At 64.3% G+C, this 25,018-nt stretch carries 24 protein-coding genes; 18 read left to right on the top strand and 6 right to left on the bottom strand.

Features of this window, described 5'->3' with window-relative positions; all coding sequences use genetic code 11:
* The 4 genes from LFT47_RS14085 to LFT47_RS14070 all read left to right on the top strand — a co-directional run bounded on the left by LFT47_RS14085 (position 1) and on the right by LFT47_RS14070 (position 4,568).
* Positions 1–285, top strand: coding sequence for a F0F1 ATP synthase subunit epsilon (locus tag LFT47_RS14085; RefSeq protein WP_059387616.1), 285 nt, complete (start codon positions 1–3; stop codon positions 283–285).
* A 10-nt stretch (positions 286–295) separates the two neighbouring features.
* The gene (locus LFT47_RS14080) at positions 296–727 is read left to right on the top strand and encodes a DUF2550 domain-containing protein (protein ID WP_236811716.1); all 432 of its coding nucleotides are present in this window, start codon (positions 296–298) and stop codon (positions 725–727) included.
* A 5-nt stretch (positions 728–732) separates the two neighbouring features.
* On the top strand, positions 733–2,007 hold the full coding sequence (locus tag LFT47_RS14075) for an alpha/beta hydrolase (RefSeq protein WP_236811713.1): 1,275 nt from the start codon (positions 733–735) through the stop codon (positions 2,005–2,007).
* Positions 2,008–2,075: 68 nt separating this feature from the next.
* Entirely contained in the window at positions 2,076–4,568 is a 2,493-nt protein-coding gene (locus LFT47_RS14070; RefSeq protein WP_236818594.1) for a bifunctional lysylphosphatidylglycerol flippase/synthetase MprF, read from the top strand.
* Positions 4,569–4,709: 141 nt separating this feature from the next.
* Here the strand turns inward: LFT47_RS14070 and LFT47_RS14065 are convergent, their stop codons facing one another.
* From LFT47_RS14065 to nucS, 3 genes are all read right to left on the bottom strand, one after another.
* Positions 4,710–4,913: a cold-shock protein gene (locus tag LFT47_RS14065; protein ID WP_028264741.1), complete on the bottom strand. Its 204-nt coding sequence runs from the start codon at positions 4,911–4,913 to the stop codon at positions 4,710–4,712.
* Positions 4,914–5,233: 320 nt separating this feature from the next.
* Positions 5,234–6,481, bottom strand: a complete 1,248-nt coding sequence (gene nagA, locus LFT47_RS14060; RefSeq protein ID WP_236811711.1) for an N-acetylglucosamine-6-phosphate deacetylase — start codon at positions 6,479–6,481, stop codon at positions 5,234–5,236.
* A 64-nt stretch (positions 6,482–6,545) separates the two neighbouring features.
* A complete protein-coding gene (gene nucS, locus LFT47_RS14055; protein ID WP_236811709.1) occupies positions 6,546–7,241 on the bottom strand; it encodes an endonuclease NucS in 696 nt (231 codons plus the stop codon).
* Positions 7,242–7,310: 69 nt separating this feature from the next.
* On the opposite strand from nucS, the gene LFT47_RS14050 reads away from it, so the two are divergent.
* Both LFT47_RS14050 and LFT47_RS14045 read left to right on the top strand, forming a co-directional pair.
* The gene (locus LFT47_RS14050) at positions 7,311–7,643 is read left to right on the top strand and encodes an ATP/GTP-binding protein (protein ID WP_236811708.1); all 333 of its coding nucleotides are present in this window, start codon (positions 7,311–7,313) and stop codon (positions 7,641–7,643) included.
* A gap of 354 nt (positions 7,644–7,997) precedes the next feature.
* Positions 7,998–8,792 carry an alpha/beta hydrolase gene (locus LFT47_RS14045; RefSeq protein WP_236811707.1) on the top strand — a complete coding sequence of 265 codons (795 nt, stop codon included), beginning with the start codon at positions 7,998–8,000 and terminating at the stop codon, positions 8,790–8,792.
* A 25-nt stretch (positions 8,793–8,817) separates the two neighbouring features.
* Here the strand turns inward: LFT47_RS14045 and LFT47_RS14040 are convergent, their stop codons facing one another.
* Positions 8,818–10,008 (bottom strand): AI-2E family transporter, encoded by a 1,191-nt coding sequence (locus LFT47_RS14040; protein ID WP_442863471.1) that lies wholly within the window; start codon positions 10,006–10,008, stop codon positions 8,818–8,820.
* A gap of 299 nt (positions 10,009–10,307) precedes the next feature.
* Here LFT47_RS14040 and LFT47_RS14035 point away from each other — a divergent pair, with 299 nt between their 5' ends.
* The 8 genes from LFT47_RS14035 (at position 10,308) to LFT47_RS14000 (ending at position 19,939) form a co-directional block, all read left to right on the top strand.
* The gene (locus tag LFT47_RS14035; protein WP_236811705.1) at positions 10,308–12,182 is read left to right on the top strand and encodes a hypothetical protein; all 1,875 of its coding nucleotides are present in this window, start codon (positions 10,308–10,310) and stop codon (positions 12,180–12,182) included.
* A 36-nt stretch (positions 12,183–12,218) separates the two neighbouring features.
* On the top strand, positions 12,219–13,184 hold the full coding sequence (locus tag LFT47_RS14030) for a tetratricopeptide repeat protein (RefSeq protein ID WP_236811704.1): 966 nt from the start codon (positions 12,219–12,221) through the stop codon (positions 13,182–13,184).
* A complete protein-coding gene (locus LFT47_RS14025; protein ID WP_236811701.1) occupies positions 13,184–14,287 on the top strand; it encodes an NADH:flavin oxidoreductase/NADH oxidase in 1,104 nt (367 codons plus the stop codon). The genes LFT47_RS14030 and LFT47_RS14025 overlap by 1 nt, the downstream gene beginning before the upstream one ends.
* Positions 14,288–14,384: 97 nt before the next feature.
* The gene (locus tag LFT47_RS14020; protein ID WP_236811699.1) at positions 14,385–15,176 is read left to right on the top strand and encodes an ABC transporter ATP-binding protein; all 792 of its coding nucleotides are present in this window, start codon (positions 14,385–14,387) and stop codon (positions 15,174–15,176) included.
* Positions 15,158–16,729 carry a transporter gene (locus LFT47_RS14015; protein ID WP_236811698.1) on the top strand — a complete coding sequence of 524 codons (1,572 nt, stop codon included), beginning with the start codon at positions 15,158–15,160 and terminating at the stop codon, positions 16,727–16,729. Before LFT47_RS14020 ends, LFT47_RS14015 begins: the two co-directional genes overlap by 19 nt.
* 93 nt (positions 16,730–16,822) lie before the next feature.
* A complete protein-coding gene (gene nagB, locus LFT47_RS14010) occupies positions 16,823–17,605 on the top strand; it encodes a glucosamine-6-phosphate deaminase (protein ID WP_236811696.1) in 783 nt (260 codons plus the stop codon).
* 36 nt (positions 17,606–17,641) lie between these two features.
* Positions 17,642–17,980, top strand: coding sequence for a DUF3039 domain-containing protein (locus LFT47_RS14005; protein WP_236811694.1), 339 nt, complete (start codon positions 17,642–17,644; stop codon positions 17,978–17,980).
* A 180-nt stretch (positions 17,981–18,160) separates the two neighbouring features.
* The gene (locus tag LFT47_RS14000; protein WP_236811691.1) at positions 18,161–19,939 is read left to right on the top strand and encodes a DEAD/DEAH box helicase; all 1,779 of its coding nucleotides are present in this window, start codon (positions 18,161–18,163) and stop codon (positions 19,937–19,939) included.
* Positions 19,940–19,963: 24 nt separating this feature from the next.
* Here LFT47_RS14000 and LFT47_RS13995 read toward each other — a convergent pair whose 3' ends face one another.
* Together LFT47_RS13995 and LFT47_RS13990 are read right to left on the bottom strand one after the other, a co-directional pair.
* Positions 19,964–20,590 carry an isochorismatase family protein gene (locus LFT47_RS13995; RefSeq protein WP_236811689.1) on the bottom strand — a complete coding sequence of 209 codons (627 nt, stop codon included), beginning with the start codon at positions 20,588–20,590 and terminating at the stop codon, positions 19,964–19,966.
* Position 20,591: 1 nt separating this feature from the next.
* Entirely contained in the window at positions 20,592–21,920 is a 1,329-nt protein-coding gene (locus tag LFT47_RS13990; RefSeq protein ID WP_236811687.1) for a nicotinate phosphoribosyltransferase, read from the bottom strand.
* 145 nt (positions 21,921–22,065) lie between these two features.
* On the opposite strand from LFT47_RS13990, the gene clpS reads away from it, so the two are divergent.
* The 4 genes from clpS to LFT47_RS13970 all read left to right on the top strand — a co-directional run bounded on the left by clpS (position 22,066) and on the right by LFT47_RS13970 (position 24,995).
* On the top strand, positions 22,066–22,476 hold the full coding sequence (clpS, locus tag LFT47_RS13985; RefSeq protein ID WP_236811685.1) for an ATP-dependent Clp protease adapter ClpS: 411 nt from the start codon (positions 22,066–22,068) through the stop codon (positions 22,474–22,476).
* Positions 22,469–23,035, top strand: coding sequence for a DUF2017 domain-containing protein (locus LFT47_RS13980; protein WP_236811683.1), 567 nt, complete (start codon positions 22,469–22,471; stop codon positions 23,033–23,035). Before clpS ends, LFT47_RS13980 begins: the two co-directional genes overlap by 8 nt.
* Positions 23,036–23,130: 95 nt before the next feature.
* Positions 23,131–24,201, top strand: a complete 1,071-nt coding sequence (gene murI / locus LFT47_RS13975) for a glutamate racemase (RefSeq protein WP_236811681.1) — start codon at positions 23,131–23,133, stop codon at positions 24,199–24,201.
* On the top strand, positions 24,198–24,995 hold the full coding sequence (locus tag LFT47_RS13970; RefSeq protein WP_236811679.1) for an MBL fold metallo-hydrolase: 798 nt from the start codon (positions 24,198–24,200) through the stop codon (positions 24,993–24,995). The genes murI and LFT47_RS13970 overlap by 4 nt, the downstream gene beginning before the upstream one ends.
* Positions 24,996–25,018 lie beyond the last annotated feature (23 nt).

The following is a 25,018-nucleotide window of genomic DNA, read 5'->3' as shown; positions in this document are numbered from 1 at the left end:
ATGGCTGAGCTCGAGGTTGAGATTGTCGCAGCGGACCACTTTGTGTGGTCCGGTGCGGCCAAGATGGTCAAGGCCCGCACCAGCGATGGTGAAATCGGGATCCTGCCGGGCCACTCGCCGCTCCTCGCCATTCTGGCCGCGGGCGAGCTGGCCATCGAGCCGGTTACCGGAGACCGCCTTGCAGTAGTTGTGGACGGCGGATTCTTCTCCGTCGACAACAACCGCGTGGTGATCGTCGCTGACAACGCCCAGCTGGGCGATTCAGCTACTGCGGGGATCCGATAGCAAGACCTTGATGGACGATTCTGCTATTCCGTTCATCGCCTTGGCAACGGCGTTTACGTTGCTGGTTTTTACACTGTGCCTCGTCGGGGTGCGCCGCTTCAATTTGCGGCGCGCCCTGGGCACAGTCGACGCCTCCATTTGCATGGCTGGAAACAGCTGGCGGATGGGGGTTTGTCGTTATCAGGACTCGGAGCTTGAGTGGTTCCGCCTCCTTTCGCTCAGCTTCCGCCCGAAACACAGCTTCCGCCGCAGCTCCTTGGAGCTCATGGGTCGTCGGAAGCCCACGGAGGAAGAACGGACAAGACTTCAGCCCGGGGTGGTGGTAGTCGAACTCCAGCATGAAGGCCAGTCGTTCATGCTGGCAATGAGATTTGATGCCTACGCCGGGTTGTCGTCCTGGCTGGAGGCCGGCCCTGTGGTGGGCGTCGGCACCTGGCGCTGAGGACAGTGGAATTCCTGTACAACCTAAGCCTTGTTGACGGTCCGTTCTATTGGACCATCCTTGGCGCTGGAATTGCCGGGAGCGCATTCCTCCTGCTCCTGCGACGAGACCGTCGCTGGTTGCTCTCCATATTTGTGTCGCTTGCCGTCGCAAGTGGGGTTGTCTCGGTCATCCATTGGCTGCTCGTCAACGTCCTGACCGTATTCCCGGAGGATCTCCCCTTCGATGTGCTCGCCTGGTCGACACTTGCCTTCTCCGCATTGGCCCTCTTCATTTTTCGGCTCCCTGGTGCCTCATGGCGCGGCAGGAGCGTCGCAGGGGTCTCGTTCGTCGCGGTGCTGCTCCTCGCTGCCCTGCAGATCAACAGCTACTTCGGGCTTAACCACACGGCCGCTGATCTCTTCGGCCACAACGTGGGACGGATCCCGCAGCTTGAGGAGGGGTTCAAAAGGGGTTCTTCCCGAACTCTGCCGGTGTCACTGCCTGACGGGGGAATAGTCCGCAGGGCATCGATTCCCGGAATCGAATCCGGTTTCAAGGCCCAGGACGCTTTCATTTATCTACCACCGGCATACCAAGCCGCTGATCGCAGCCGACTTCCCGTGCTTGTCCTGTTTGCCGGCCAGCCCGGACGTCCCGCCGATTGGCTGACCGGAGGCCTGCTTGAACCGGCCATGAATACCTTCGCCGCCCGGCACGGAGGCGTGGCGCCCGTCGTCGTCGTGGTCGATCCAAACGGGTCAGATACCGCAAACACCATGTGCATGGATAGCCGGATCGCGCGTGCCGACACTTACCTCGCGATCGACGTTCCGCGCTGGATCAACTCGACGCTCGAGGTTTCCGCGGACCCAAGGAAGTGGGCGGTCGGCGGGTTCTCCTTCGGTGCAACCTGTGCCGTTCAGATGACCACGCTGCATCCGGAAATCTTCCCTTCCTTCATCGCCTTCTCGGGAGAGCGGGAGCCATCACTTGGCCCTGATCGCCAGCGGACCATCCAGACCGCATTTGGCGGGGACTCTGCCGCCTTCGACGCGCTCACGCCGTTGAACCTGATGAAACAGCGACGCTACGACGGCCATGCAGGCTTCCTCGCCGTCGGGGCCGCGGACGGCGAATTCGTCCGATACGCCGCCGAGCTGGCGGCAGCCGCCACCACTTCCGGGTTCGATGTCAGGCATGCTCCAGTTTCCGGAGCGGGCCATTCGTGGGCCGTGGCGGTGCAAGAGCTTCCTTCGGCAATGGAATTCCTAGCGCCCCGGTGGGGACTGGTCCAGTGAGTACCCAGGAAGCCCAATTGCCCAAGGACCAGGCGGTTGACGCCGAAGATGTCAGGCCAGCCCGGAAGATGGTGGCCACCCTGGCCCGGGCGATCCTGGGCAACGTGGCCGCCCATATTGGCGCGATCCCCTTCACAGTGATTGTGCTCGCGCTGTACCTTCTCACTCCGGCGATCTTCGACTCCGATCTCGGGTACGGCCCTGACGTGTTGCGGCATCTTTCGAGCGTGAGCGGTGGAGGACTGAAGTCGGGGGACTGGTGGTCCATCTGGACCTCGATGTCTTTTGCCGCCAACCCTTTCGACTACGTCATGTGCTCGTTGTTGTTGGTCGTGTTGCTGGGTTCTTCAGAGCGCAAACTGGGGTGGTTCCGCACAGCGGCGGGCTTCTTTGGCGGGCAGTTTGCCACGGTCACCGCCTTTTTGCTGGTGGTCCAGTTGGCAGCCTATGCCGACGACGGCTGGCTGGGCCGGATGATGGATGCAAGGACCTCCGGGCCCCTTCCGGCGACCCTCTTCGTCTCGATGGCGGCCAGTGGCCTTCTACCGACTCTGTGGCGTCGGCGCCTGAGGGCGACCGTCGTGTCCGTGGCGCTTCTCTTGGTCCTGTACGTTGGCGACCCCTCGGCTGTCATGGCCCTGACTGGTTCGGTGCTCGGCCTGGGGGCCGGTCTGTGGCTCCAGCTCGACCACGGAATCCAGCCGAGCCACCGGGCGACCAGGCGTGAAACGCGAAACCTGCTGTCCCTCATGGTGGCGATTTTCGGCGTCGGGCCCTTGGTGGCGGGTGCGGTGAGGAGCCCCGCGGGGCCGCTGGCGTTGCTCCGCGAAATGGTCCTGAACCCTGTTCCCACGCTCAACCAATTGCAGGCGAACTGCGGTGGAACCGTGGACATCAACTGCCTTCAACTTGGACGCCAGGGCTATCCCGGGCCCGCCGGCGTCGCCCTCGCGGTTGTACCCGCGTTGCTTCTCCTGATCTGTGCGGTGGGCATGCGCCAAGGAAGGCGCTTGGCCCTGAAAATCGCCATAGGCGTGCAACTTGGCGTGGTGGCGCTGTCCTTTGCCTACCTGGTGCTGTTTGCCAGCATTCCGCATTTTCCAGGACGGGGCCGTACCGTCGTCATGGGTTCCGCGGTGTTCCATCTCCTGACCCTCGCCCTGGTTCCTCTGATCCTGGCAGTTCTGCTTTTCCTGTTCCGGGGCAACTTTGTGGTGGGATCGAGGGCGCCGCTCCGCCGGAAGATGGCCTGGCTGGTTGGTGGTACGTGGCTCGTTTTGGCGAGTGGCTACACCGGGGCCTGGCTCGGCTCGGGCGGTTTGGAGCATGACGGCGGCCTCCTGGGCCTCATTGCGGAACTCGCCCGACAGTATCTTCCCTTGCCCATACCCACGGCTTTCGGCCGCGTGTTCGCAGAGCGAAGCGCCGCCGAGTCGATATTGTTCGCGTGGTCGGGGATTATCTTCTGGCTTGTGGCCATGGGCGCGGTGTGGACGCTCCTTCTCAAACGGCAGCACGGCCCCGGCGGTGACGATCCGGCTCGGTTGGCGGCCAGGGATTTGGTCAAGCGCGGCGGGGAGTCCCTGTCGTGGATGGCGTTATGGGAGCCGAACAAGTTCTGGTTCACTCCCGGAATGGACGCCGGTGTTGCCTACCAGCAGCACGGAAACGTCGCACTCACCCTCGCCGGTCCGTTCGGTGATCCCGCACAAGCCACTGCCGCGACCGAGGGATTCCTGGACTACTGCGCACACCATGCATTGGTGCCGTGCCTCTATTCCTGCACTGAGGAATTGTGGCCGATGCTCCGATCCACGGGATTTCGCCGAATTGCGGTCGCCCAGGAAACCCGGATATCCATCCGCGACCTTGAGTTCACGGGCAAAGCGTGGCAAAACGTCCGCACGGCCAAGAACCGTGCACTGAAGGCCGGGATTGAAGCCCGGTGGGGGCGCTATTGGGAGTTCCCGCAACACATACGCTCCCAACTCGGTGAAGTGTCGGAAGAGTGGGCGGCCAGGAAAAAGGTTCCTGAAATGGGCTTTACCTTGGGTTCCCTCGACGAGCTGATGGACGATGAGGTGCTTTGCTGCATAGCCGTCGACGGCAAAGGGTTTGTCTACGGTGTCACCAGCTGGCTTCCGGTGTTCCGTGACGGCCAAGTGATCAGTTGGACATTGGACTTCATGCGCCGACGCAGCGACGCCTTCCCCGGCATCATGGAATTCATGATTGCCTCGGCGGTCTACGAGTTGCGACAGGGAGTGGAGGTCATTTCCCTCTCGGGCTCGCCTTTGGCCGGGGAGACCGAGGAATTCTCCGGCGGGGAAGCCGGCTTGGAGGGCATTCTCGACCTCGTTGGCAGGACCTTGGAGCCAGTTTACGGATTCCGCTCTTTGGCCCGCTTCAAATCGAAGTTCCAGCCGGAGTACAGGACTTTATATATGTACTACCAAGACAGCCTGGAGATTCCCGCGATCGGCGCCGCGCTAAGCCGGGCATACTTGCCGGGGCTGTCCGTCCGGCAAACCGCCAGGCTTCTCCGCACACTCGTTGCCTGAAACCCAACTAGCTCGCAGTTGTTGTCGTTTTGACGCGCCATAACGACAACAAATGCGAGTCAGTTGGGAACGGAAAAGGGGTCCCGCGGCCTGCGCGGAACCCCTTCCCTGAATCTGCAAAGCAGAATTCAAGCGGTCAAACTAGACGGCGGTGACGCCGGTGGCCTGCGGGCCCTTTGCGCCCTGACCGATCTCGAACTGAACACGCTGGTTCTCGTCGAGGGTGCGGAATCCGCCGGTCTGGATCTCGGAGTAGTGGACAAAGACGTCGCCTTCAGCGTCGTCCGGGGTAATGAAGCCGAAGCCCTTTTCAGCGTTGAACCACTTGACGGTGCCCAGTGCCATTTTTGTTTCTCCTCATTGTGGAACTCTTAAGTCCGGCACACCGCGTGCCGGCCTTGGTTACTCCGCGAGAAGACCTGGTTTTCCGTCCAAGCAAGGCTTGGTTGGCTTCGCAGGAGCTTCACGCTCGCAACACGTCTTGCGAGCATGAATCACACCTACACAAAGACTGCTACAACACTTTCATGGCGGAAACTGGAGGTCAACGGTCTGCTGGGGAATTCCGAGAAATTTTAAGTAAAAAGAAGGTAACGGAAGAAAGCGCTCCCGCCACTGTAGGCGGCATTGGGAGCCCGCAAATTCGGCGAAAGCCGGCCGACCCCCTAAGCCAGCCAATCACCATTGCGCAATACACCCGCGAGTTGTAGCTCCTTGTCCACGACGACGAGATCGGCCCTCAGGCCCCGGCGAAGGCCGCCGAGTTCATCGGAGAGCCCCAGGACCGCGGCGGGAACCGCCGTTGCCGAGGCAACGGCGTCGGCGAGCCCGACGCCGGCAGCAACGGTGCGCCTGACGACGTCGAGCATGGTGGCAGTGCCGCCGGCGATGGATCCCGTGGCATCCAACGTGGCAACGCCGTCCGTCACGGTCACTGGCGAAGGGCCCAGCATGTAGTTTCCGTCGGAGAGTCCCGCCGCCGCCATTGAATCGGTCACGAGGACGACGTTTGGAGCGCCTACCAGCTGAAAAACGGTGACGACGGTGCTCGGGTCAAGGTGGGTGCCGTCCGCTATCAGTTCCACCACGGCCTTGCCCTCCTGGGCCGTGCGAAGGGAGGCCGCCACGGGCCCGGGGGAGCGGTGGTGCATGGGAGGCATGCCGTTGAATAAGTGCGTGACAGTCGGCAATGAGCTGACGCCGTCGAAACCAGCGGATTCCAAGCCCTCCCGCGCCGCAGTGAGGGAGGCGGCCGCCGTCGCGTCGTCGCAATCGGTGTGACCGAGAGACGGCGTCACTCCGTGGAACGTCATCAGGTCCACGAGTGCAGCGGCTCCGGGAAGCTCGGGGGCGTAGGTCATGGTGGCCAGCTTGCCGGCAGCGGCTTCGACGAGCTCGGTCATGAGGTCCAGGTCCGGCTCCAGCAGATAAGCCGGGTTCTGCGCACCGCAGCGGGCATGGGAGAGGAAAGGCCCCTCCAGATGGATTCCCGCGACGAGTCCTTCATCGGCCAAACGTACGAACAGCTCGATGCCGCGGAGCAGGTCTTCCTTGGGCGCCGTGACCATGCTGGCGAGGAGGGTGGTGGTTCCGGAGCGGTGCAGGAAATCGATGGCTTTGCGCGCCGAGGATTCATCGGCTCCGGGGAAGTCGCCTCCGTTGCCGCCGTGGCAGTGCACATCCACGAATCCGGGAACGATGTACCGCTCAGCAGGAAAATCGGTCCGGGGCGTTTCCTCGAACCCTTCGAAGGCTGCTTCGTGGAATTCGGCGGCCGGCCCGGCGAAGGCGATGCGGTCGTCCTCCACCGCGACCAAGCCGTCCTCGATCACCGCACCGTCGCTGACGATGGTTCCGGTAATCAGGTGGCGCACAGGCGCAGAAGAAGATACAGGCCGGTCTGGGACAGTCATGTTTTGATTCTAGTTGCCGGGGCCCGCGCCTGACCCGGTTTACCCGGGATGACGGCAAGTGCCGCTAGAACAGGCGCGACTCGCTGTCGTCTACGCCGCGCATCGCGTCATAGTCCAGGGTGATGCAGTCGATTCCGCGGTCGTTGGCAAGGACCTTCGCCTGCGGCTTGATCTGCTGGGCGGCGAAAATGCCCCGCACCGGCGCCAGGAGTGGATCGCGGTTGAGTAGTTCGAGGTAGCGCGTGAGCTGCTCGACGCCGTCGATGTCGCCGCGCCGTTTGAGTTCCACGGCGACTGTCCTGCCGTCGCCGTCGCGGGCGAGGATGTCCACCGGACCGATGGCAGTGAAGTACTCGCGCCGGATGAGCGAATAGCCTTCTCCAAGGGTTTCGATCTGCTCGGCGAGCAGTCGCTGCAGATCGGCTTCGACGCCGTCCTTGATGAGCCCGGGGTCCGTTCCGAGGTCGTGGGACGTGTCGTGGAGTTGCTCGTAGATGTTGATGATGAGCCGGTCATCGGTCTTGGCCGACTGCACCGTCCAGTGCTCCACCACGCCTTCTTCGACCTCGGTTTCCTCCGGTGTGGTCACCCGCAAGGTAGCGGGCGGGCTCATCCAGTTGAGTGGCTTGTAGGAGCCGCCGTCGGAATGGACCAGCACGGAACCATCGGACTTGACGAGCAAAAGCCGGGTGGCAAGCGGGAGGTGGGCCTTGAGGCGGCCAACGTAATCTACGGAACAACGGGCTATGACGAGTCGCACCCGCTCCACTTTACTTCCTCTGCCGCTTCCTCTGCCGCGCGCCATTGGCGACTGGGGCAGAATGGAGTCATGCCCCGCTCCAACCGCCCCCGACGCACCGAATCAGCCAAGGCAAGCTGGAAACGGACAGGCGAGTCGCCGGAACTGGACCTGGAACGCGCCCGTTCGGGCATTGCCCGCAGGGAAAGTGCCCCCGACGGCGACTGGATGGTCCGGACCATGACCGCACGGAATGCCGAGAAGACCTATATATGTCCCGGTTGTTCGATGGCCATCGTGCCCGGAATTGCCCATTTGGTGGTGTGGTCCGAGACGCACCTCTTCGGCGATGCCGCAGGCTTGGCGGAACGGCGCCACTGGCACAACAACTGCTGGACGGGCCGGACGTACAGGTACCGCTGAGCACTTGAGACGGCCAGCCGTCGGACCTCTGCTGGACACCCAATCGGGTCCCTGACACGCAAACGGGCTGGTGACGCCGGGATCCTGGTGTCACCAGCCCGTTTGCGCAGCGATGGCCCGTTTGGGCCCCGAGAGGAACCACAGCACGCGGCCGAGGAATTCCTGGTGCGAGTGTGCTGGGGGGTGGCGATGATCTCTCCTCGTAGATTGAGACGGCCCGCTGAATCTCCCCACCTTTGGCCGGGGTGCCGTTCTGAATACCCGGAAAGACGGGAGTCCGGGCTGCGGTAGCGGCCAAAAGCGGGGAAACCACGACGACGACGCGGCCGCCGCCGAGCACTTAAGCTTGGAAACATGAGTTTCGATCCCGCTTCCCTCGTTTTCAGCCAGCCGGAGTCTGCCACGGACATCAGGGCATCCACGGTTTTGCCGGCGCACCGCGAAAACGTGGAGTTCCGCACCGAAGACGGCAAGTTGCTGGTGGGTGAGCTGGCGCTGCCGGAATCGGGCGAGATCTCGGCGACCCTTATTACGCTGCACCCCCTGCCTACGCACGGCGGGTTCATGGATTCGCACGTCTACCGGAAGGCGTCCTATCGGCTTCCGGCGCTGGCCGGCGTCGCGGTCCTGCGCTTCAACACGCGGGGAACGCATTCGCCCCGGGGCACCAGCCAGGGGCACTTCGACGAAGGAATCGGTGAGCGGTACGACGTCGAGGCCGCTGTCCGCTTCGCGGTGGAACGCGGGCTTCCGAACCGCTGGCTGGTGGGCTGGTCTTTCGGCACCGAGCTGGCCTTGATGTACGGTGCCGTGGAGCCGGTGGCTGCCCAAGTGGAGGGCGCCATCCTGCTGTCTCCGCCGCTGCACCGGGCCACAGACGTGCACTTGAAGGAATGGGCTGCTTCAGGAAAGCCGCTGACGGTCCTGGTTCCTGAACACGACGACTATCTTCAGCCCGCCGAGGCCGCCGAACGATTCAGTTTGGTGCCCCAGGCCCGGGTCTTGGGGATCGACGGCGCGAAGCACCTGTGGGTCGGTGAGAAGTACGCCGCCCGGGTCTTGGATGAGATCGTGGACGACGTGACGGAAGCCGGTGCAGGACCGGACGGCCTGCCGCGCCACTGGACAGGTCCAGTAGCCACGGCCTAATGGCCCCCGTCTAAATGGTCACGGCCTAGTGGCGGTCCTGCCGGGCGATGAAGACTTCCTTGAGCAGCAGCATGATGGCTGCCGCCGTCGGGATGGCGATCAAGGCGCCGAGCACGCCCAGTAGGCTGCCGCCCGCGATCACCGAAATCACGGCAACAGCACCGGGGACGGCGACGGCCTTCTGCATGATGCGCGGGGAGATGAAGTAGGCCTCGAACTGTAGGTAGGCGAAGTAGCAGATGGCGTAGACCACGGCGGTCTGCCAGCCGGCGGTCAGGGCTACCAGGATGACCACCACGGCGGCAATCATGCCGCCCACCAAGGGGATGAACGCAAGCAGGGCAACCACGAAGGCCAGCAGAACGCTGAACGGAATGCCGAGGATGCTCATGACGATGAAGGCGAACAAAGCGTTAAGCAAGGCCACGCAAACCTGGCCGATCACGTAGTTGCCCACCGAGCGTGTGATTTCTTCGGACAGCGCCTCCACCCGGGGCCTGCGTGAGCGTGGCGCGAGCCGATATCCCCATCTCTTCATGGCGGGCAGGGCGCCGAGGAAGTAGAGGCTGAGGACCAAGACGATCAGCGTCCCGAAGACGCCGTTGGCTACCGTGGATCCGAAACCGACGACGCCGCCGAAGATACCGCCCATGGCGTCCGGGTTCTTGACGAACTTGTCGAGTTCCTGGCTGATCTTGTCGCGGACGCCGAATTGGCTGTCCAGGGAGCGGAAGAAGTCCGAATCCACGAAGCCCCGGATCCAGTCCGGAGCCTGCCGCACGATCTGCGAGACCTGTTCCACGATGGTGGGGATCAGGGTGGCGAAAAACGCCGCGACTCCGGCAACGAGGACTCCAACGGCGATGACGACCCCGGCTGGGCGCGGAACCTTGCGGTCTTCAAGCCCGCGGACTACGGGGTCCAGTCCCAAGGCGATGAACAGGGCCGTGACGATCCACAACAGCAGCTGGGCGGTATTGGTACCGATGTAATACAGCATGAGGGCGACGCCGACGCCGGCCGTGCCCATGAAGCCGACATACAGCGGATGTTGCGAGGACATCCTCGGGCCGGGGGAACCGAAGCGCGGACCGTCGGGTTCATCCTCGGCGGGCTCGATTGTCGCATCGGGATCAAGCTCGGGAGGCATTTCGAAACGGAGCCGCGGTTGGGCACCCGGAATGGGCTGGCGTAGGCGGCGCACGAAGGACGCCATCAGTCCCTCTCCGTGATCTTTGCCATCCCGGGCAGACCCATCAGCCAAGCCATCCGGGCTGGTCCCGGGTTCTTGTTCGGCGGGAGTGGGATCCTTGCGCTCTTTCACGTGCTTCAGCTGCCTTTTCGTTCCGCGGTCAGGCCCCAGGAGCGCCCGATGTCATGTTGTTCGCCACACTATCAGCAGGCCGGAATTGGCGAATTCTAGGGGGTGAGCCATGCGGCGGGAAGCCCTTCGGAAGGACCCCGAACTGACTCCTTGGTAACAAAACCGTTACCCTTGAAGTTCAACGACCGCTGATGATTGGTATTCCTGTGCGATTGAAGACTGCAGTTTCGCTGGTGCTGCTTGGCCTGCTGACACTGTTGGCCGGCATTGGCCAGCTGACCTTTTGGGCCCCGGCCGAGACCGTAACCGCGTCCGCCCCCGGCGACTCCAAAGCTGCTCCGCTGACCGTGATAACCCAAGATGTGTTGACCCACAAGGGCGGTCCCAGACAAATCAGCATCAAGGGCGATGGCAAGTTCGTGTTGGCTGTCGGACGTCCGGATGACGTCGATGCGTGGGTAGGCAAGACTGCGCACAACAGCATCACCGGCGTCTCCGAGGACGGCAAGTCCCTTCAGGTTGCCGGGGCCGACGGCGAAGCAAGTTCTCCGTCGCCTGCCGGATCGGACCTGTGGGTGCAAACGGAAAACGCCAACGGACAGCTGGACTACACCTTTACTCCTCCCGCGAGCGGCAATTGGTCCCTCCTGCTGGCAAGCGACGGAACCAAGCCGGCGCCGTCGTCGGTCTCCATCACGTTCGCCAACGATGCCACCATGCCGTGGGCCGTACCGCTCATTGTCATTGGCGCGATCCTCATCGTCGCGGGTGCAGCATTGCCGTTCGTCAGCAAGTTCACCAAGGGCCGCGGCGGCCGCCCCAACGGTCCGCGGGGCCGCGGAGCCGCCGGAACCAACCCGGACGCCGACGGCGAAGGCCCCGCCGAGGACGCCGATAAGGACATCATCGGCGGGGAAGCACCTGCCGAGGACACCAAAAAAGGCACAGCCGGGGGTCCCGCACTTCGTATTTCGCTTGTGGCTGCAGCCGTTGTAACGGCCCTCGTCGGTGGCACCGCGGCAGGCGCCCAAGCGGCCGAGACTCCTTCTCCCTCCGGATCCGCGACGCCGAGCCCCGGATCCGCGACGCCGACCTCCGGATCCGCGACGCCGACCTCCGGATCCGCGACGCCGACCTCCGGATCCGCGACGCCGAGCCCCGCGGGGACCGCCGGCGCGCAGAACGTCCCCGTCTTGGTGGACGCGCAGCTCAAGCGCATCCTGGACCAGGTCGCCGGCGCAGTGGCCGCCGGAGATGCCGCACGCGATGCCTCCAAACTCGCTCCCCGGGTTGACGGCACGGAGCTGCAGGTGCGCACGCAGAACTACAAGATCCGGTCCCAGGTCGCCACGCACGAGGCGCGGATGCCCGTCCGGTCCAGCAAACTGCTGGGCAGCGTGATCTCCACCCAGCGAACCTGGCCACGCACAGTGATCGCCCTGACCCAGGGCGATGGCAACGTGGTTCCCCAGGTCCTGACCCTCGTGCAGGCCTCGCCGCGGGAAAACTACAAGCTGAAGAGCACTTCCCCGCTTCAGCCGGGAACGTCCTTCCCGGCGATTCCCTTGGGCGGAACCGCGCAGTTGCCGGCCGGAGACAAGCCCGGGCTGCAGTACAGCGGGACCGAGGCGATGGCAGCCCTGGGCGATCGCTTGACGAAGGCCGATTCGGCGTTCAAGGACAAGCTCGTGGAAGGCACCAATTCGCCCTACATTGCCGATGTCCTCGACTACCAGGCGAGCACCGTCAAGTCCGGCACCAACGGCAATTTCACCTTCACGCACACGCCCTCTCCGACGGATACGGCAGTGTTCCGGACGTCCGACGGCGGCGCCGTGGTGGTGGGAAAGCTGAACTTCGATTTCACCAGCAAGCCCAAGTCGGATGGCGACACGCTGACCGTGGACAAAGCCGCGGCAGTGCTCGCGGGCGGGGATTCCACGAAAGTCGGCCTCGTGCAGACCTTCTCGGAGTCGGTAGCCATTTACATTCCACCGGCAGGATCGACTGCTCCCATGAAGCTCGTTGCCGCGGTCCGCGGTCTGGTGGGGGCCAGCTTCCAGTAGGCAAATGCTGTTGGCGCAGCGGCTAGAGTGGACGGTATGAGTTCGCCAGGATCCCGTCCCGTCTCTCCAGCCGCTGCCAGCCAGCTCAACCTGCGCGGCGCCGTCGACCTCTCTGCATTGCGGCGCCCTGCGCCGGCGGCACCGAATGGTGCCCCGGCTGCGTCCGGCGGAAGCCCCGGAGGCAGCCAGCCCCTTCGCGTAGATGCCACCGAGGCCAATTTCCAGGATCTCGTCCAGCTGTCCGCGCAGATTCCCGTCCTGTTCCTGTTGTGGTCCAACCGCTCCCTGGAGGCTTCGACCCTCCTCCGCAGCCTCGAAGCCGTCGTCGAAGGCTACGCCGGCAAAGTCGTGCTCGCTGCGGCGGATGTTGACGCGTTCCCCCAGCTTGCGCAGGCATTCCAGGTCCAGGCCATCCCCACCGCCGTCGCGGTCTTGAAGGGCCAGCCCGTGCCGCTCTTCGAGGGGCCCGCATCGGACCAGGAAATCCGTGCCCTCATCGACGAACTCCTCAAGGTGGCCGAAGCCAACGGAGTGACAGGCAGCATCGGCGCGGGCGCCGATGCTGCGGAGGCCCGTCCTTTGCCTCCGCTGCACCAGGCAGCCTTCGATGCCATTGAAGCCGGAGATTACGCCGCCGCGGCCACGGCCTACCGCCAGGCGCTCGCTGAGAAACCGGCTGATGCCGAGGCGAAGGCCGGGCTCGCCCAGGTGGAACTGATGGGCAGGCTCGAGCTCCTGACGGCAACGGAAGCCGAAGCCATGCGTCAGCGGGCGGCGGAGGAGCCGGACAACATCGAAGTACAGCTCACGGTGGCCGACCTAGACATCTCGGGTGGGCACATCGAAGACGCGTTCAACCGCATCATCGCGTTCATCGGCCGCAACTTCGGTCCCGAGCGTGAGGCGGCGCGTGTCCGCTTGCTGGAACTGTTCGACGTCGTCGGCATTTCGGACCAACGTGTGGCCAAGGCCCGGCAAGGTCTGGCGCGGGTCCTCTTCTAATGACGCAACCGGCGTTGTTCAGCCCGCTTCAGTTGCGCTCCTTGACCTTGCCGCATCGTGGCTGGGTTTCCCCGATGTGCCAGTACAGCTGCTCGCCCGACGGCGGGGGCGGCGTACCCAACGATTGGCACCTGGTGCATCTTGGAGCGTTTGCCACGGGCGGCGCGGCCCTCATCCTCACCGAGGCCTCGGCCGTCAACCCCGAGGGGCGGATCAGCCCGCGGGACGCCGGACTGTACACGGACGAGCAGGCAGCCGCTTGGGAACGGATCGTGGACTTCGTCCATCGCAACAGTGCCGTGGGCGGCAAGATCGGCGTCCAGTTGGCGCACGCCGGCCGCAAGGCATCCACCTACTGGCCGTTCGCCGAAGAGAGCGGATCCGTCGCGGAGTCCGACGGCGGGTGGGTGGCGCGGGGTCCGGGTAACGAGGCGTTTGCCGGCCTTGCAACTCCGCTTGCGATGAGCGATGGGGACATCCACGCCGTGATTTCGGATTTCGCGGCGGCAGCCTCACGGGCGGTGCACGCCGGGTTCGACACGGTGGAGATCCACGGCGCGCATGGCTACCTCCTGCACCAATTCCAAAGCCCCTTGATCAACAAGCGCGACGATTCCTGGGGAGGCAGCGAGGCGGCACGAAACCGCTTGATGCTTGCGGTCGTCGACGCCGTCCGTGCGGTCATCCCCGATTCGATGCCGTTGCTGCTGCGGATATCCGCCAGTGATTGGGCCGAGGGTGGCGTAGACATTGACGCCTCCGTGCGCCTTGCGCGGGCGGCGGCCGAGCACGGCGTGGACTTGGTGGACGTCTCCAGCGGCGGCGCGGTGGCCCACCAGCGGATCAAGGCGGGTCCTGGATACCAGGCGGGATTCTCGGAACAGATCCGCCGCGAAGCGGGGGTGCCCACCGGCGCAGTCGGCTTCCTGACATCCTCGGGACAGGCCGAACACACGGTGGCCACCGGCCAAGCCGATGGCGTATTCATGGCACGGGCAGCCCTCCGCGATCCGCACTGGTGGCTTCGCGCGGCTTTTGAACTCGGCTTCCCCTTGGCTTGGGCGCCGCAGTACCAGCGCGCGGTTCCACGGCACAGCTTCTAGGAGCTCGTCCTTTGGGATGAGGCTGCTCCGGAAAAGGGGCCGGTAGTTCCCCCTCCGGGACGACTCCTGGAACCGTCCCCGGGGCTAGGCTGGCTGCATGACTGTCCAGCTTCCCGGTTCCCCTCCCACCTCCCCGGTGCCTGCCTTGGCCCTGCGCGGCCTGGCAAAACGCTTCGGCGGCAAAATCGCCGTCGACGGCATCAGCCTGGATGTCCCCGCCGGCTCCTTCTACGGCGTCGTTGGTCCCAACGGGGCGGGCAAGACCACCACGTTGTCCATGGCCACCGGACTCCTGCGGCCGGATTTCGGGACGGCCTACATCCACGGCGTGGATGTGTGGACGAAGCCGCTCGAAGCCAAGAAACTGATGGGGATACTGCCCGACGGCGTCCGTCTCTTCGACCGCTTGACGGGTGAACAGCTGGTCACCTACGCCGGCTTGCTCCGTGGCATGGACAGGGACGTCGTTGCCCAAAGAGTGGGGGAGCTGATGGCCGCGCTGGATCTCAGCGGCGACGCCGGCACCCTCGTAGTTGACTACTCCGCCGGCATGACAAAGAAGATTGCCCTCGCGTCGGCGCTCATCCATGCGCCCAGGCTGCTGGTGCTGGACGAGCCCTTTGAGTCCGTGGATCCCGTCTCGGCAGCCAACATCCGGGGAATTCTTGACAACTATGTGGCCTCGGGAGGGACGGTCATCGTCTCGAGCCACGTCATGGACCTTGTGCAGCGCATGTGCGACCACGTAGCCGTCGTGGCTGCCGGCAGGGTCCTCGCCGCCGGAACCGTCGACGAGGTCCGTGACGGTGCCACGCTCGAGGACCGGTTTGTGCAGCTCGTGGGCGGCGGAAACCAGACAGGGGGCCTGGAATGGTTGCGCACCTCCTGAGCCTGAAGTGGCGGCTCCTGCGGAACGGCTTCCGGCGCAGCCCGGGCCAGCTTGTGGGTATCGCGATCGGCGGGCTCTATGCGCTGGGAGTCGTCGCGACCCTCGTGGTGACGCTCGTCGCCCTGCGGTGGGCCGACGCCGAGACGGCCCACACCGCCGTCGTCCTCGGTGGCGCCGCCGCGATCCTGGCCTGGGCAATCGTTCCCCTGATGGCCTCGGCCGCTGACATGACGCTTGACCCTTCCCGCTTCACGACGTCGGCGATCCCGATGCGCCAGCTGCTGACCGGGCTTGCCCTCGCCGGATTCATCGGATTGCCGGGCTTGTCCACGACGATTGTGGCGCTATTCACCGTGGCTACATGGTGGCGTGGCGTGCCGGCGGTGCTCGGCGCCCTGCTCGGTGCCGTGCTGGGCGTGCTGAGCTGCGTGGTCTTGTCGAAGGTCATCACGACGGCGACTGCCAGCCTCGCGGCCTCCCGCCGTTTCAAAGATGTGAGCAGCATTGTGGTCTTTGTGCCACTCGTGCTGATGGGACCGATCGTGGCCGGCGTCTTCAGGGGAGTGTCCGGTTCCACGGGCTACCTCCCGGAACTTGCCCGGACGGTCTCGTGGACTCCACTCGGAGCTTCCTGGTCGCTTGGCGGGGATCTGGCGTCCGGAGATGTTGCCGCCGCCGGGCTGAAGGCATTGATCGCCCTCGCCACCCTCCTTGTGTTGTTTGCCTCCTGGAATGCCTTGCTCAAGCGGGCGCTGGTCACTCCGCCATATTCCGGTGGATCAAGGAAACGCGGCGGGAAACTCGGCTTGTTCGGACTGTTGCCGGCAACTCCCACCGGTGCCATTGCCTCACGCTCGCTCAGCTACTGGATCCGCGATCCGCGCTACGCAGCCTCGCTGATGGTGGTCCCGTTGCTGCCCGTGATTTTCCTGTTCCAATCCGGGCAGTCCGGAAGCTACTCCCTGCTGGTGATTCTGGGCCCCATGTCTGCCTTTGTCCTCGCATGGTCCATTGCCGCGGATGTTTCCTACGACAGCACCGCATTTGCCTTGCATCTGGCCACCGGCGTCCGCGGCATTCATGACCGGCTCGGCCGGGCCTTGGCCTGCCTGGCCTTCGCCCTCCCGGTGGTGTTGATCTTCGCCGTCGGGCCCTTTTTCCTGACCGGCGAATGGGACTGGTTGCCCGGTGTCCTGGGGCTTTCCCTGGGCGTGCTGTTCACGGGCCTGGGCTTGGCCTCCATCGTGTCGGCGCGGTACACGTCCACGGTGCCGTTGCCCGGGGACAGTCCGTTCAAGAAGCCGCCGGGAAACGTTGCCCAGACACTGGCGGTCCAGTTCGGGGGAATGGCGGTGCTGTTCCTCCTGGTCCTTCCGGAGCTTGTCCTCGTGATTGTCCAGTCGGTCACGGGCGATCCACTGTGGGGATGGATCAATCTGGCACTTGGTACGGTTCTTGGGGTGGCATTGTTCGTGTCGGGAGTCCGGATCGGCGGACGCTGGCTTGACCGGCGCGGGCCCGAGCTCTTCGCACAATTGAGCGTCAACCGTTGATCCCATGACCAACAATGATAAGTTATGGGACATGGGATAACCTCGAGTTTGAACCAGTCGATCCGGGAAACACAGCTAGAAAGGTCGTGGACGATGGAAGTTGTCATCCTTCCGGGAAGCAAGCAGATCGGGGCGCTTGCCGCGGATGCCATCGAGGCACTGCTCCTCCGAAAGCCGAACGCCGTCCTGGGCCTGGCCACGGGGTCCTCGCCGCTCCCTGTCTATGACGAACTGGCGCGCCGCCACCAGGAAAGAGGCCTCGACTTCAGCCAGGCACACGCCTTCGCCTTGGATGAATACGTCGGTCTCGAGCCGGGGCATCCGGAGTCCTACCGTGAAGTCATCCGCCGGGAATTCACGGACCGGGTCAATATCGACCCCGCCAACGTCCACAGCCCGGACGGTACCGCGGCCGACCTTCCCGCAGCCTGCGAGGCGTACGAGGACTCCATGCGGGCACTCGGCGGCGTTGACCTGCAGATCCTTGGCGTGGGCACGGACGGCCATATTGGATTCAATGAACCCGGTTCCTCGCTCGCTTCGCGGACCCGGATCAAGACGCTGATCGAGCAGACCCGCAAGGACAACGCGCGGTTCTTCAAGAGTATCGACGACGTTCCCCACCACGTGGTCACGCAGGGTTTGGGAACCATCATGGACGCCCGGCACGTTGTCCTGATTGCCACGGGGGCGCAGAAGGCCCAGACCGTCAGGGACTTTGTCGAGGGGCCCGTTGCGGCCATATGCGCGGCATCGGTGCTGCAGATGCACCAGCACGCCACCATCCTGATCGATGAGGCTGCGGCGTCCTCGCTCAAGCTTGCCGACTACTATCGCCACACCTACGACAACAAGCCGAAATGGCAGAGCATCTGACGCGGTGCATCTGATCGCGAAGCATCAGCGGCTAAGATGGATGGCATGACGACGCTGCCTCCGGACCCATTCGAAAACGATCCCATGCGCGAGCTTTCCGGAGCCGGAACTTCCACTGCAACCATTGAGCGCGAAGAAGTGCGCCAGGAAGTGGAGCCCGGTGACCGGGAGCGTTTCTCGCACTATGTCCGCAAGGAAAAGATCATGGAGTCCGCCCTGACAGGCGAACCCGTGATTGCCCTGTGCGGCAAAGTGTGGACCCCTGGCCGGGATCCGCAGAAGTTTCCGGTCTGCCCCGAGTGCAAGGAAATCTATGAAGGACTTCGCCCCGGTAACGACGGCGGAGACAAAGGCGGACCGGGCGGCTCCAAGTAGCGAGTAAGCCCAAGTAGTCGGGTATTTCCTGGTAGTAGGCGGGGGAGTGCTTTCCCCTGCCTGTTTGCTGCCCTGCGTGATTCGGCGCGTCCGGAACAGATTGGTGTTTTTTGTGGTTATTTGGGTTTCGCTGGCCGCAGCGGCCTTGCTTGGAATCGTTGCTGGTCGGGGGGAATCCGCGTGACTGAAACACTCTTCGGCGGCCCCGCGCTGCCTCCGGCATATCCGGAACGCGCAGCCTGGGGAACCGCCCCGAAGCTGCGCGCCTGGCAGCAGGAAGCGCTGGACTTGTACCTCAACGCGAGTCCCCGCGATTTTCTCGCCGTGGCAACGCCGGGAGCAGGTAAGACCACGTTCGCCCTGCGGATTGCCTCAATACTCCTCGACAGTGGAACCGTGAACCGTGTGACGATCGTCGCTCCCACTGACCACCTGAAACGGCAGTGGGCGGACGCCGCGGCCAGGGTGGGCATTGCCATCGATCCGAACTTCAAGAATTCCGACGGCCAGCACGGCAGGGGCTTCGTCGGCGTCGCGGTCACCTATGCGCAGGTGGCGAGCAAGCCCATGCTCCACCGGGCCAAGACCGAGGCCGCCCGCACGCTGGTCATCCTCGATGAAATCCACCACGGTGGCGAAGCGTTGTCCTGGGGCGACGGATTGCGCGAGGCCTTCGATCCTGCCGCGCGACGCTTGGCGCTCACAGGTACGCCTTTCCGTTCCGATACCTCACCCATCCCTTTCGTGGAATACGCCGAAGACCGCGACGGCATCCGCCGCTCGAAGGCGGACTACACCTATGGTTACGGCAGCGCCTTGAGGGACCACGTTGTCCGTCCCGTGCTGTTCATGGCGTATTCGGGCCAGATGCGTTGGCGTACCAGCGCGGGAGACGAAATGGCGGCATCGCTCGGCGAGGCCGCCGTTACGAAGGACATCACGTCCCAGGCATGGCGGACCGCGCTGAACCCCGGCGGCGAATGGATCCCCGCAGTTCTTGCTGCCGCCGACAAGCGCCTCGGCGAGGTGCGCCGTACAGTGCCCGACGCCGGCGGCCTCGTCATTGCCACCGATCACGACGACGCCCGCGCCTATGCAGGCCAGCTCAAGAAGATCACAGGTCAGTCGCCCACAGTGATCCTGTCCGATGATTCCAAGGCTTCGCACAAGATCGAGGAGTTCACCGCCAGCGACAAGCGCTGGATGGTGGCCGTCCGCATGGTGTCCGAAGGCGTTGACGTCCCTCGGCTTTCGGTGGGCGTCTACGCGACGTCCACCTCCACGCCCCTGTTCTTCGCCCAGGCCGTGGGCCGCTTCGTCCGTGCCCGCAAACGCGGGGAAACGGCGTCGGTCTTCCTACCGTCGGTTCCGCCCCTCATGGCCTTGGCCAACTCCATGGAAGCCGAGCGGGACCACGCCTTGGACCGGCCCGAGAAGGAAGACCCGGACGGCCTCTTCAACCCCGAAGAGAACCTGATGGCCGAGGCCAACCGCGAAGAGAAGGCCTCGGACTCCTTGGAGAAGGGCAAATTCGAGGCCCTCGATTCGCAGGCATCCTTTGACAGGGTGCTGTTCGACGGCGGCGAATTCGGCACGGGAGCCGATATCGGATCCGAGGACGAACTTGATTTCCTCGGGATCCCCGGGTTGCTCGACGCCGAACAAGTAGGAACGTTGCTCCGGCAGCGGCAGCACGATCAGCAGTCGAGGAAGAAGCGCCAATCTCCGTTGGCTGCCGCCGCGTCACCCGCGGTTCCGGACCACCGCATGCTGATGGACCTGCGCAATGAGCTCGCAAAGAACGTCGCGGCCTGGTCGGCCCGCACAGGTACCCCGCACGGCGTCGTCCACAACAAGTTGCGCGAGGTGTGCGGCGGTCCGGCAGTCGCCCAGGCGAACGAGGAGCAGTTGCAGTCACGGCTGCGCAAGCTCCAGGATTGGTTCATCGGACGGAAGTAGAACTGCTTGGCGGGGTCCTGCCCCTTAGGGTTGCCCCAGTTCGACGCCGTTCTCCTCCAGTTCCGCGTAGGTCTCGTCAAGATCCTCCGCGATTCCGGCGGTGAGTTCACCGATCACTGTCACGGAGTAACCTGCCTGCACGGCGTCCAATGCCGTGGCCCTGACGCAGTAGTCCGTGGCGATACCCACCACCACCACTTCCTCCACTCCGTGGCTCTGCAGCCAGTCATCGAGCCCGAGGGCGTCCTCGTCCAGCTCGACGGAGGGGACGGCACCGGGCGCTAGTTCCCCCATGGGCACTTCGTCTTCGGGCGCGAGGACTCCTTCGAAGCCGGAGTAGGCCGCGGTGTATTGTCCCTTGCGGAAATAAGCCTGGATGTACTCGGCGTCGAGATCCGGGTGGAGTTCGGCACCCTTGCTCCCGGCACGGCAATGCGGGGGCCAACTGTCCACAAGGTCCGGTGTTTCCGAGAAATGGCTGCCCGGGTCCACGTGCCAGTCCTGCGTGGCCACGACATGGTCGAAGTGCTGGTGGTTCGCGTCAAGGTATTCGCTGATGGCCGCAGCCGTGGCGGCGCCACCTTCCACCGCGAGGGACCCGCCCTCGCAGAAGTCGTTCTGGACGTCCACGATAATCAGGGCGCGGGACATTTCAGTCCTCCTCATAGACGGTGGGGATTGCCGGCTCGCCGCGCTGCAGCCTCCGGACGACCGGGGGGAGTTCGGCCATGGTCGCAGTATGGCGTTCCTGTGCCCGGACGACGCCCTCGTGTCCAGTCCATCCCGGGAGCAGTTCGCCGTTCTTGATGAACTGTTGGAGCAGCGGGCGGTCGTTGCCGTCGTCATCCGGCCGGTGTCCGATGCCCACGATCTCCTGGGTGGCGATGCCGTGTTCGTTGAGTTTACGCAGGGCGTATTTGCGGCCGCCCACGCTGGCCTTGTTTTTGGCAACCTTGGCCACGGGAACGAATTCCCCGGCATCGTTGGTCCGGCTGACCAGCTTGTAGACCATGCTGGCCGTCGGGGCTCCCGATCCTGTGACCAGGGAGGTACCTACGCCGTAGACATCTACCGGCGCCGATTGCAGGGCTGCGATGGCATATTCATCGAGATCCGAGGTGACGACGATCCGGGTGTTGGTGTTGCCGAGATTGTCCAGTAACTCGCGGACCCATTGGGCCTGGGCCACGAGGTCTCCGGAGTCCAGACGGACGGCCCCGAGCTTGTCACCCGCGAGTTCCACCGCGGTGCGTACGCCGGCCTCGACGTCGTAGGTGTCCACCAGGAGCGTCGTTCCCGGTCCGAAGGCGGCGATCTGGGCTTCGAAGGCCTCGCGCTCGGTATCGTGCAGGAGCGTGAACGAGTGGGCGGCCGTGCCCACGGTCTTGATGCCATAGCGCCGGCCGGCCTCAAGGTTGGAAGTGCTGCCGAAACCGGCGATGACCGCGGCACGGGCTGCCGCCGTCGCGGATTCCTCCTGGGTGCGCCGGGAGCCCATCTCGATGCACGGCCGGTTGCCGGCCGCGCTGGTCATCCGGGAGGCAGCCGAAGCAATCGCGGTGTCATGGTTGAGCACCGACAAGATGTACGTTTCCAGGATGCACGCTTCCGCGAACGTGGATTCGACGATCAGGATGGGGGAGCCGGGGAAGTAAGCCTCGCCCTCCGGATAGCCCCAGATATCGCCGGAAAACCTGTAGTCGGCGAGGAAGTCCAGGGTCTGCCTGTCAACTACTTTGTGCTGATCGAGGAACGCGAGCTCGGCGTCGCCGAAGCGGAAGTCCTTGATTCCCTCAAGCAGCCGGCCGGTGCCGGCGACGATGCCATAGCGGCGGCCGTCGGGCAGGCGGCGGGCGAAGGCCTCGAAGACGGAGCGCCGGTGCGCCGCGCCCGAATGGAGGGCAGCTTCCAGCATGGTCAGCTCATAGTGATCGGTGTACAACGACGTGCGGGGGTGGTCCCAGGCGACGGATCTACTCACGAATTCACTCTAGTCCCCAGCGGCTCCCAGGTCTCGCTTCGCTCGACCAGGGGCCCTCGCCGCTGTGGGCCCACCCACCGGCTCCCAGGTCTCGCTCCGCTCACCCGCCATTAGTTCGCCCATCCATCACCATTAGAATGGACAGATGACCACTACCGTCGGCCCCGGCACAGCCCCCGGCACCTATACAGCCACCTGCACAGTGACAGACGCAGGCTTAAAGGGAGAAGAACGGACGGACATCTCGGAGCGTTCGTCCACCGACCTCCTCAGCGCTGCAGACATCCCTTGGAACCTGGTGGTCTGGAACGATCCCGTCAATCTCATGAGCTATGTGAGCTACGTTTTCCAGAGCTATTTCGGCTATTCCGAGGCCAAATCCAACAAACTCATGCTCGAGGTCCACAAGAAGGGCCGTTCCATCGTGGCGCATGGGGGCAAGGAACAAGTGGAGCAGCACGCGGTTGCCATGCACGGCTACGGTCTGTGGGCAACAGTTGAAAAGGCAAGCAGCAGCGGCGACGGCCGGGGACGCAAGGGTGGCGCACGTGGCTAAGGCTTTCAAGTACGGACTCAAGGGCATCACCGGCTACCTTGAGCCCGCCGAGCGCGAACTCCTGCGCGGACTCCTGGACGATGTCATTTCAATGCTGGAACCAGAGCTGTCGAGCAACGAAGATCCCCTGACGGCCTTGATCGGCCTCGACATGGACGTCAAGGAACCGTCCGACCGCGCCCTTTTGCGGCTCCTGCCGAACGTCATGAAGAACGACGACGCCGCGTCCCTCGAGTTCCGCCAGCTCACCGAGCGCTCGCTGAGGGAAGGAAAAATCGGAGCCCTTCGGGCCGCCGCGATGGGCCTGGACCGAAACGAACTCGTCCTCACCCCCGAGGAGGCGAAGCTCTGGTCCATGGCCCTCAACGATGTTCGGTTGGTGCTGGCCGAGCGCCTCGATATCCGCGACGAGGCGGATGCCGACCATGTCCACGCCATGCAGGACTGGTCCCAGGCCGAAGACGTAGAGAGCTACCTGGCGCTCGTCTACAACTTCACCACCTGGCTCCAGGAATCGTTGGTCCAGGCCATGATGGCCTCGATGGACAGGAAACCCTGAGTGGGGCTTATGGCCGTCCGTGTGACAAAACAGACACGAGGCCCCCGCCACATGTCGTGGCTGGAGCACATGCCTTGGCTTATTCTCTAAGAATCATGAACTCAGCATCGGACGCGGTATCGGATGGGGAGAGCGCCGCAGCGGCGTTGGAATCCCAGCGCAAGCCGGAAACACTGAACAGCACAGCACCCAACCCCTTGCTGGGATCACGCCCCATCGGTGTCTTCGATTCCGGAGTCGGCGGACTCACCGTCGCACGGTCCATCATCGACCAGTTGCCCCATGAGTCGATCATCTACGTGGGAGACACTGCCAACGGACCGTACGGGCCGCTCCCGATCGCCGAAGTCCGGGCCAATGCCCTCGGCGTCATGGACGAACTCGTGGACTCGGGCGTGAAACTCCTGACCATTGCCTGCAACTCGGCCTCGGCCGCAGTCTTGCGCGATGCCCGCGAACGCTACACGGCCCGCTACGGAATCCCCGTCATCGAGGTCATCCAACCCGCAGTCCGCCGGGCGGTGTCCGCAACCAGATCCGGCCGGATCGGCGTGATCGGGACATCGGCCACAGTGGGTTCCCGCGCTTACGAGGACACCTTCGCCGCTGCCCCTGACCTGAGCATCACCTCGGTGGCCTGCCCGGAATTCGTGAACTTCGTGGAAGCCGGCATCACCACCGGCCCCGAGTTGCTGGCCGCGGCCCACGAATACCTGGAACCGCTCAGGGACGCCGGTGTGGACACCGTCGTGCTGGGCTGCACCCACTATCCCTTGCTCACCGGCGTGATTTCCTTCGTCATGGGGGACGATGTCACCCTTGTGTCGAGCGCCGAGGAAACCGCCAAAGACGTTTACCGGGCCTTGGCCACCCACGGGATCCAGCGGACCGACCCCGGTTTGCCCCGCCACGACTTCATGGCCACCGGCGACGCTGTCCAGTTCGAATCCCTGGCGCGCCGTTTCCTCGGCCCGGAGGTCCTGTCCGTACGCCACGTGGACCATGTGGCCGCCCAATACCCGACCGGAAGCCTCGCCCGCATCACCCCGGAAATGTTGGAGGCCGCCCGCGCCGGCGGCCATCATGCGAGGACGTCCAATTTCGTTGACCGTGCGGCCTTCACCGTGAACGAATTCGGCGCGGCCCGTGGGGGCCGCATCCAGTGAAACTGACCATTGTTGGCTGTACGGGTTCCTTCCCCGGTCCCGGCTCTCCGGCGTCGTGCTATCTGCTGACCGCGAACGACGGTGAACGCCAGTGGAAGATCGTCATGGACCTCGGCAGCGGTGCCCTCGGAGCCATCCAGCGCTACACGGACCTCGAAGATATCGACGCCATCTTCCTGACCCACCTGCACCCGGACCATTGCATGGACCTCTGCGGACTGCACGTGGCCGTCCGCTGGAAGCCGGGCGGCTGGGGACGGGACAGGATCCCCGTCTGGGGTCCCGCCGCGACAGCCGACCGCATGGCCACCGCCTACGGGCTCGAGCTGGACCCCGGAATGCACGAGGAATTCGACTTCAGCAACTGGAGCGAACGCCAATCCGTGCAACTAGGACCGTTCACCGTGACACCGTATGCCGTGAACCACCCGGTGGAAGAGGCTTACGCCTTGCGCGTCGAGGTCACTGAGCCGGATAAGGAAGGCAAAGCGGTGAGCAGGATCCTCACCTACTCGGGCGACACCGACTCGTGCCAGGGCCTTGAGGACGCCGCCCGCAACGCCGATCTTTTCCTGTGCGAGGCCGCCTTCGAAGAAGGGCGCGACGACGACATCAAGGATGTGCACCTGACCGGCAAGCGCGCGGGCCAGGCGGCGACAGCCGCCGGAGCCCGGCGCCTCCTGCTGACCCACATCCCGGTCTGGACATCGCAGACCAAGGTCATGGCCGAGGCGCGGCCCGAGTTCGCCGGCGATGTCGCCGTCGCGGTAGCCGGAGTCCACTACACCGTCTGAACCCGGAGTCCGGCCGCCCAGTC

This window comes from Arthrobacter sp. FW306-2-2C-D06B (assembly GCF_021789175.1).
Lineage (GTDB): Bacteria > Actinomycetota > Actinomycetes > Actinomycetales > Micrococcaceae > Arthrobacter.
The sequence above is the reverse complement of the archived record's forward strand: the minus strand, read 5'-3'. Positions and strand labels throughout refer to the sequence as shown.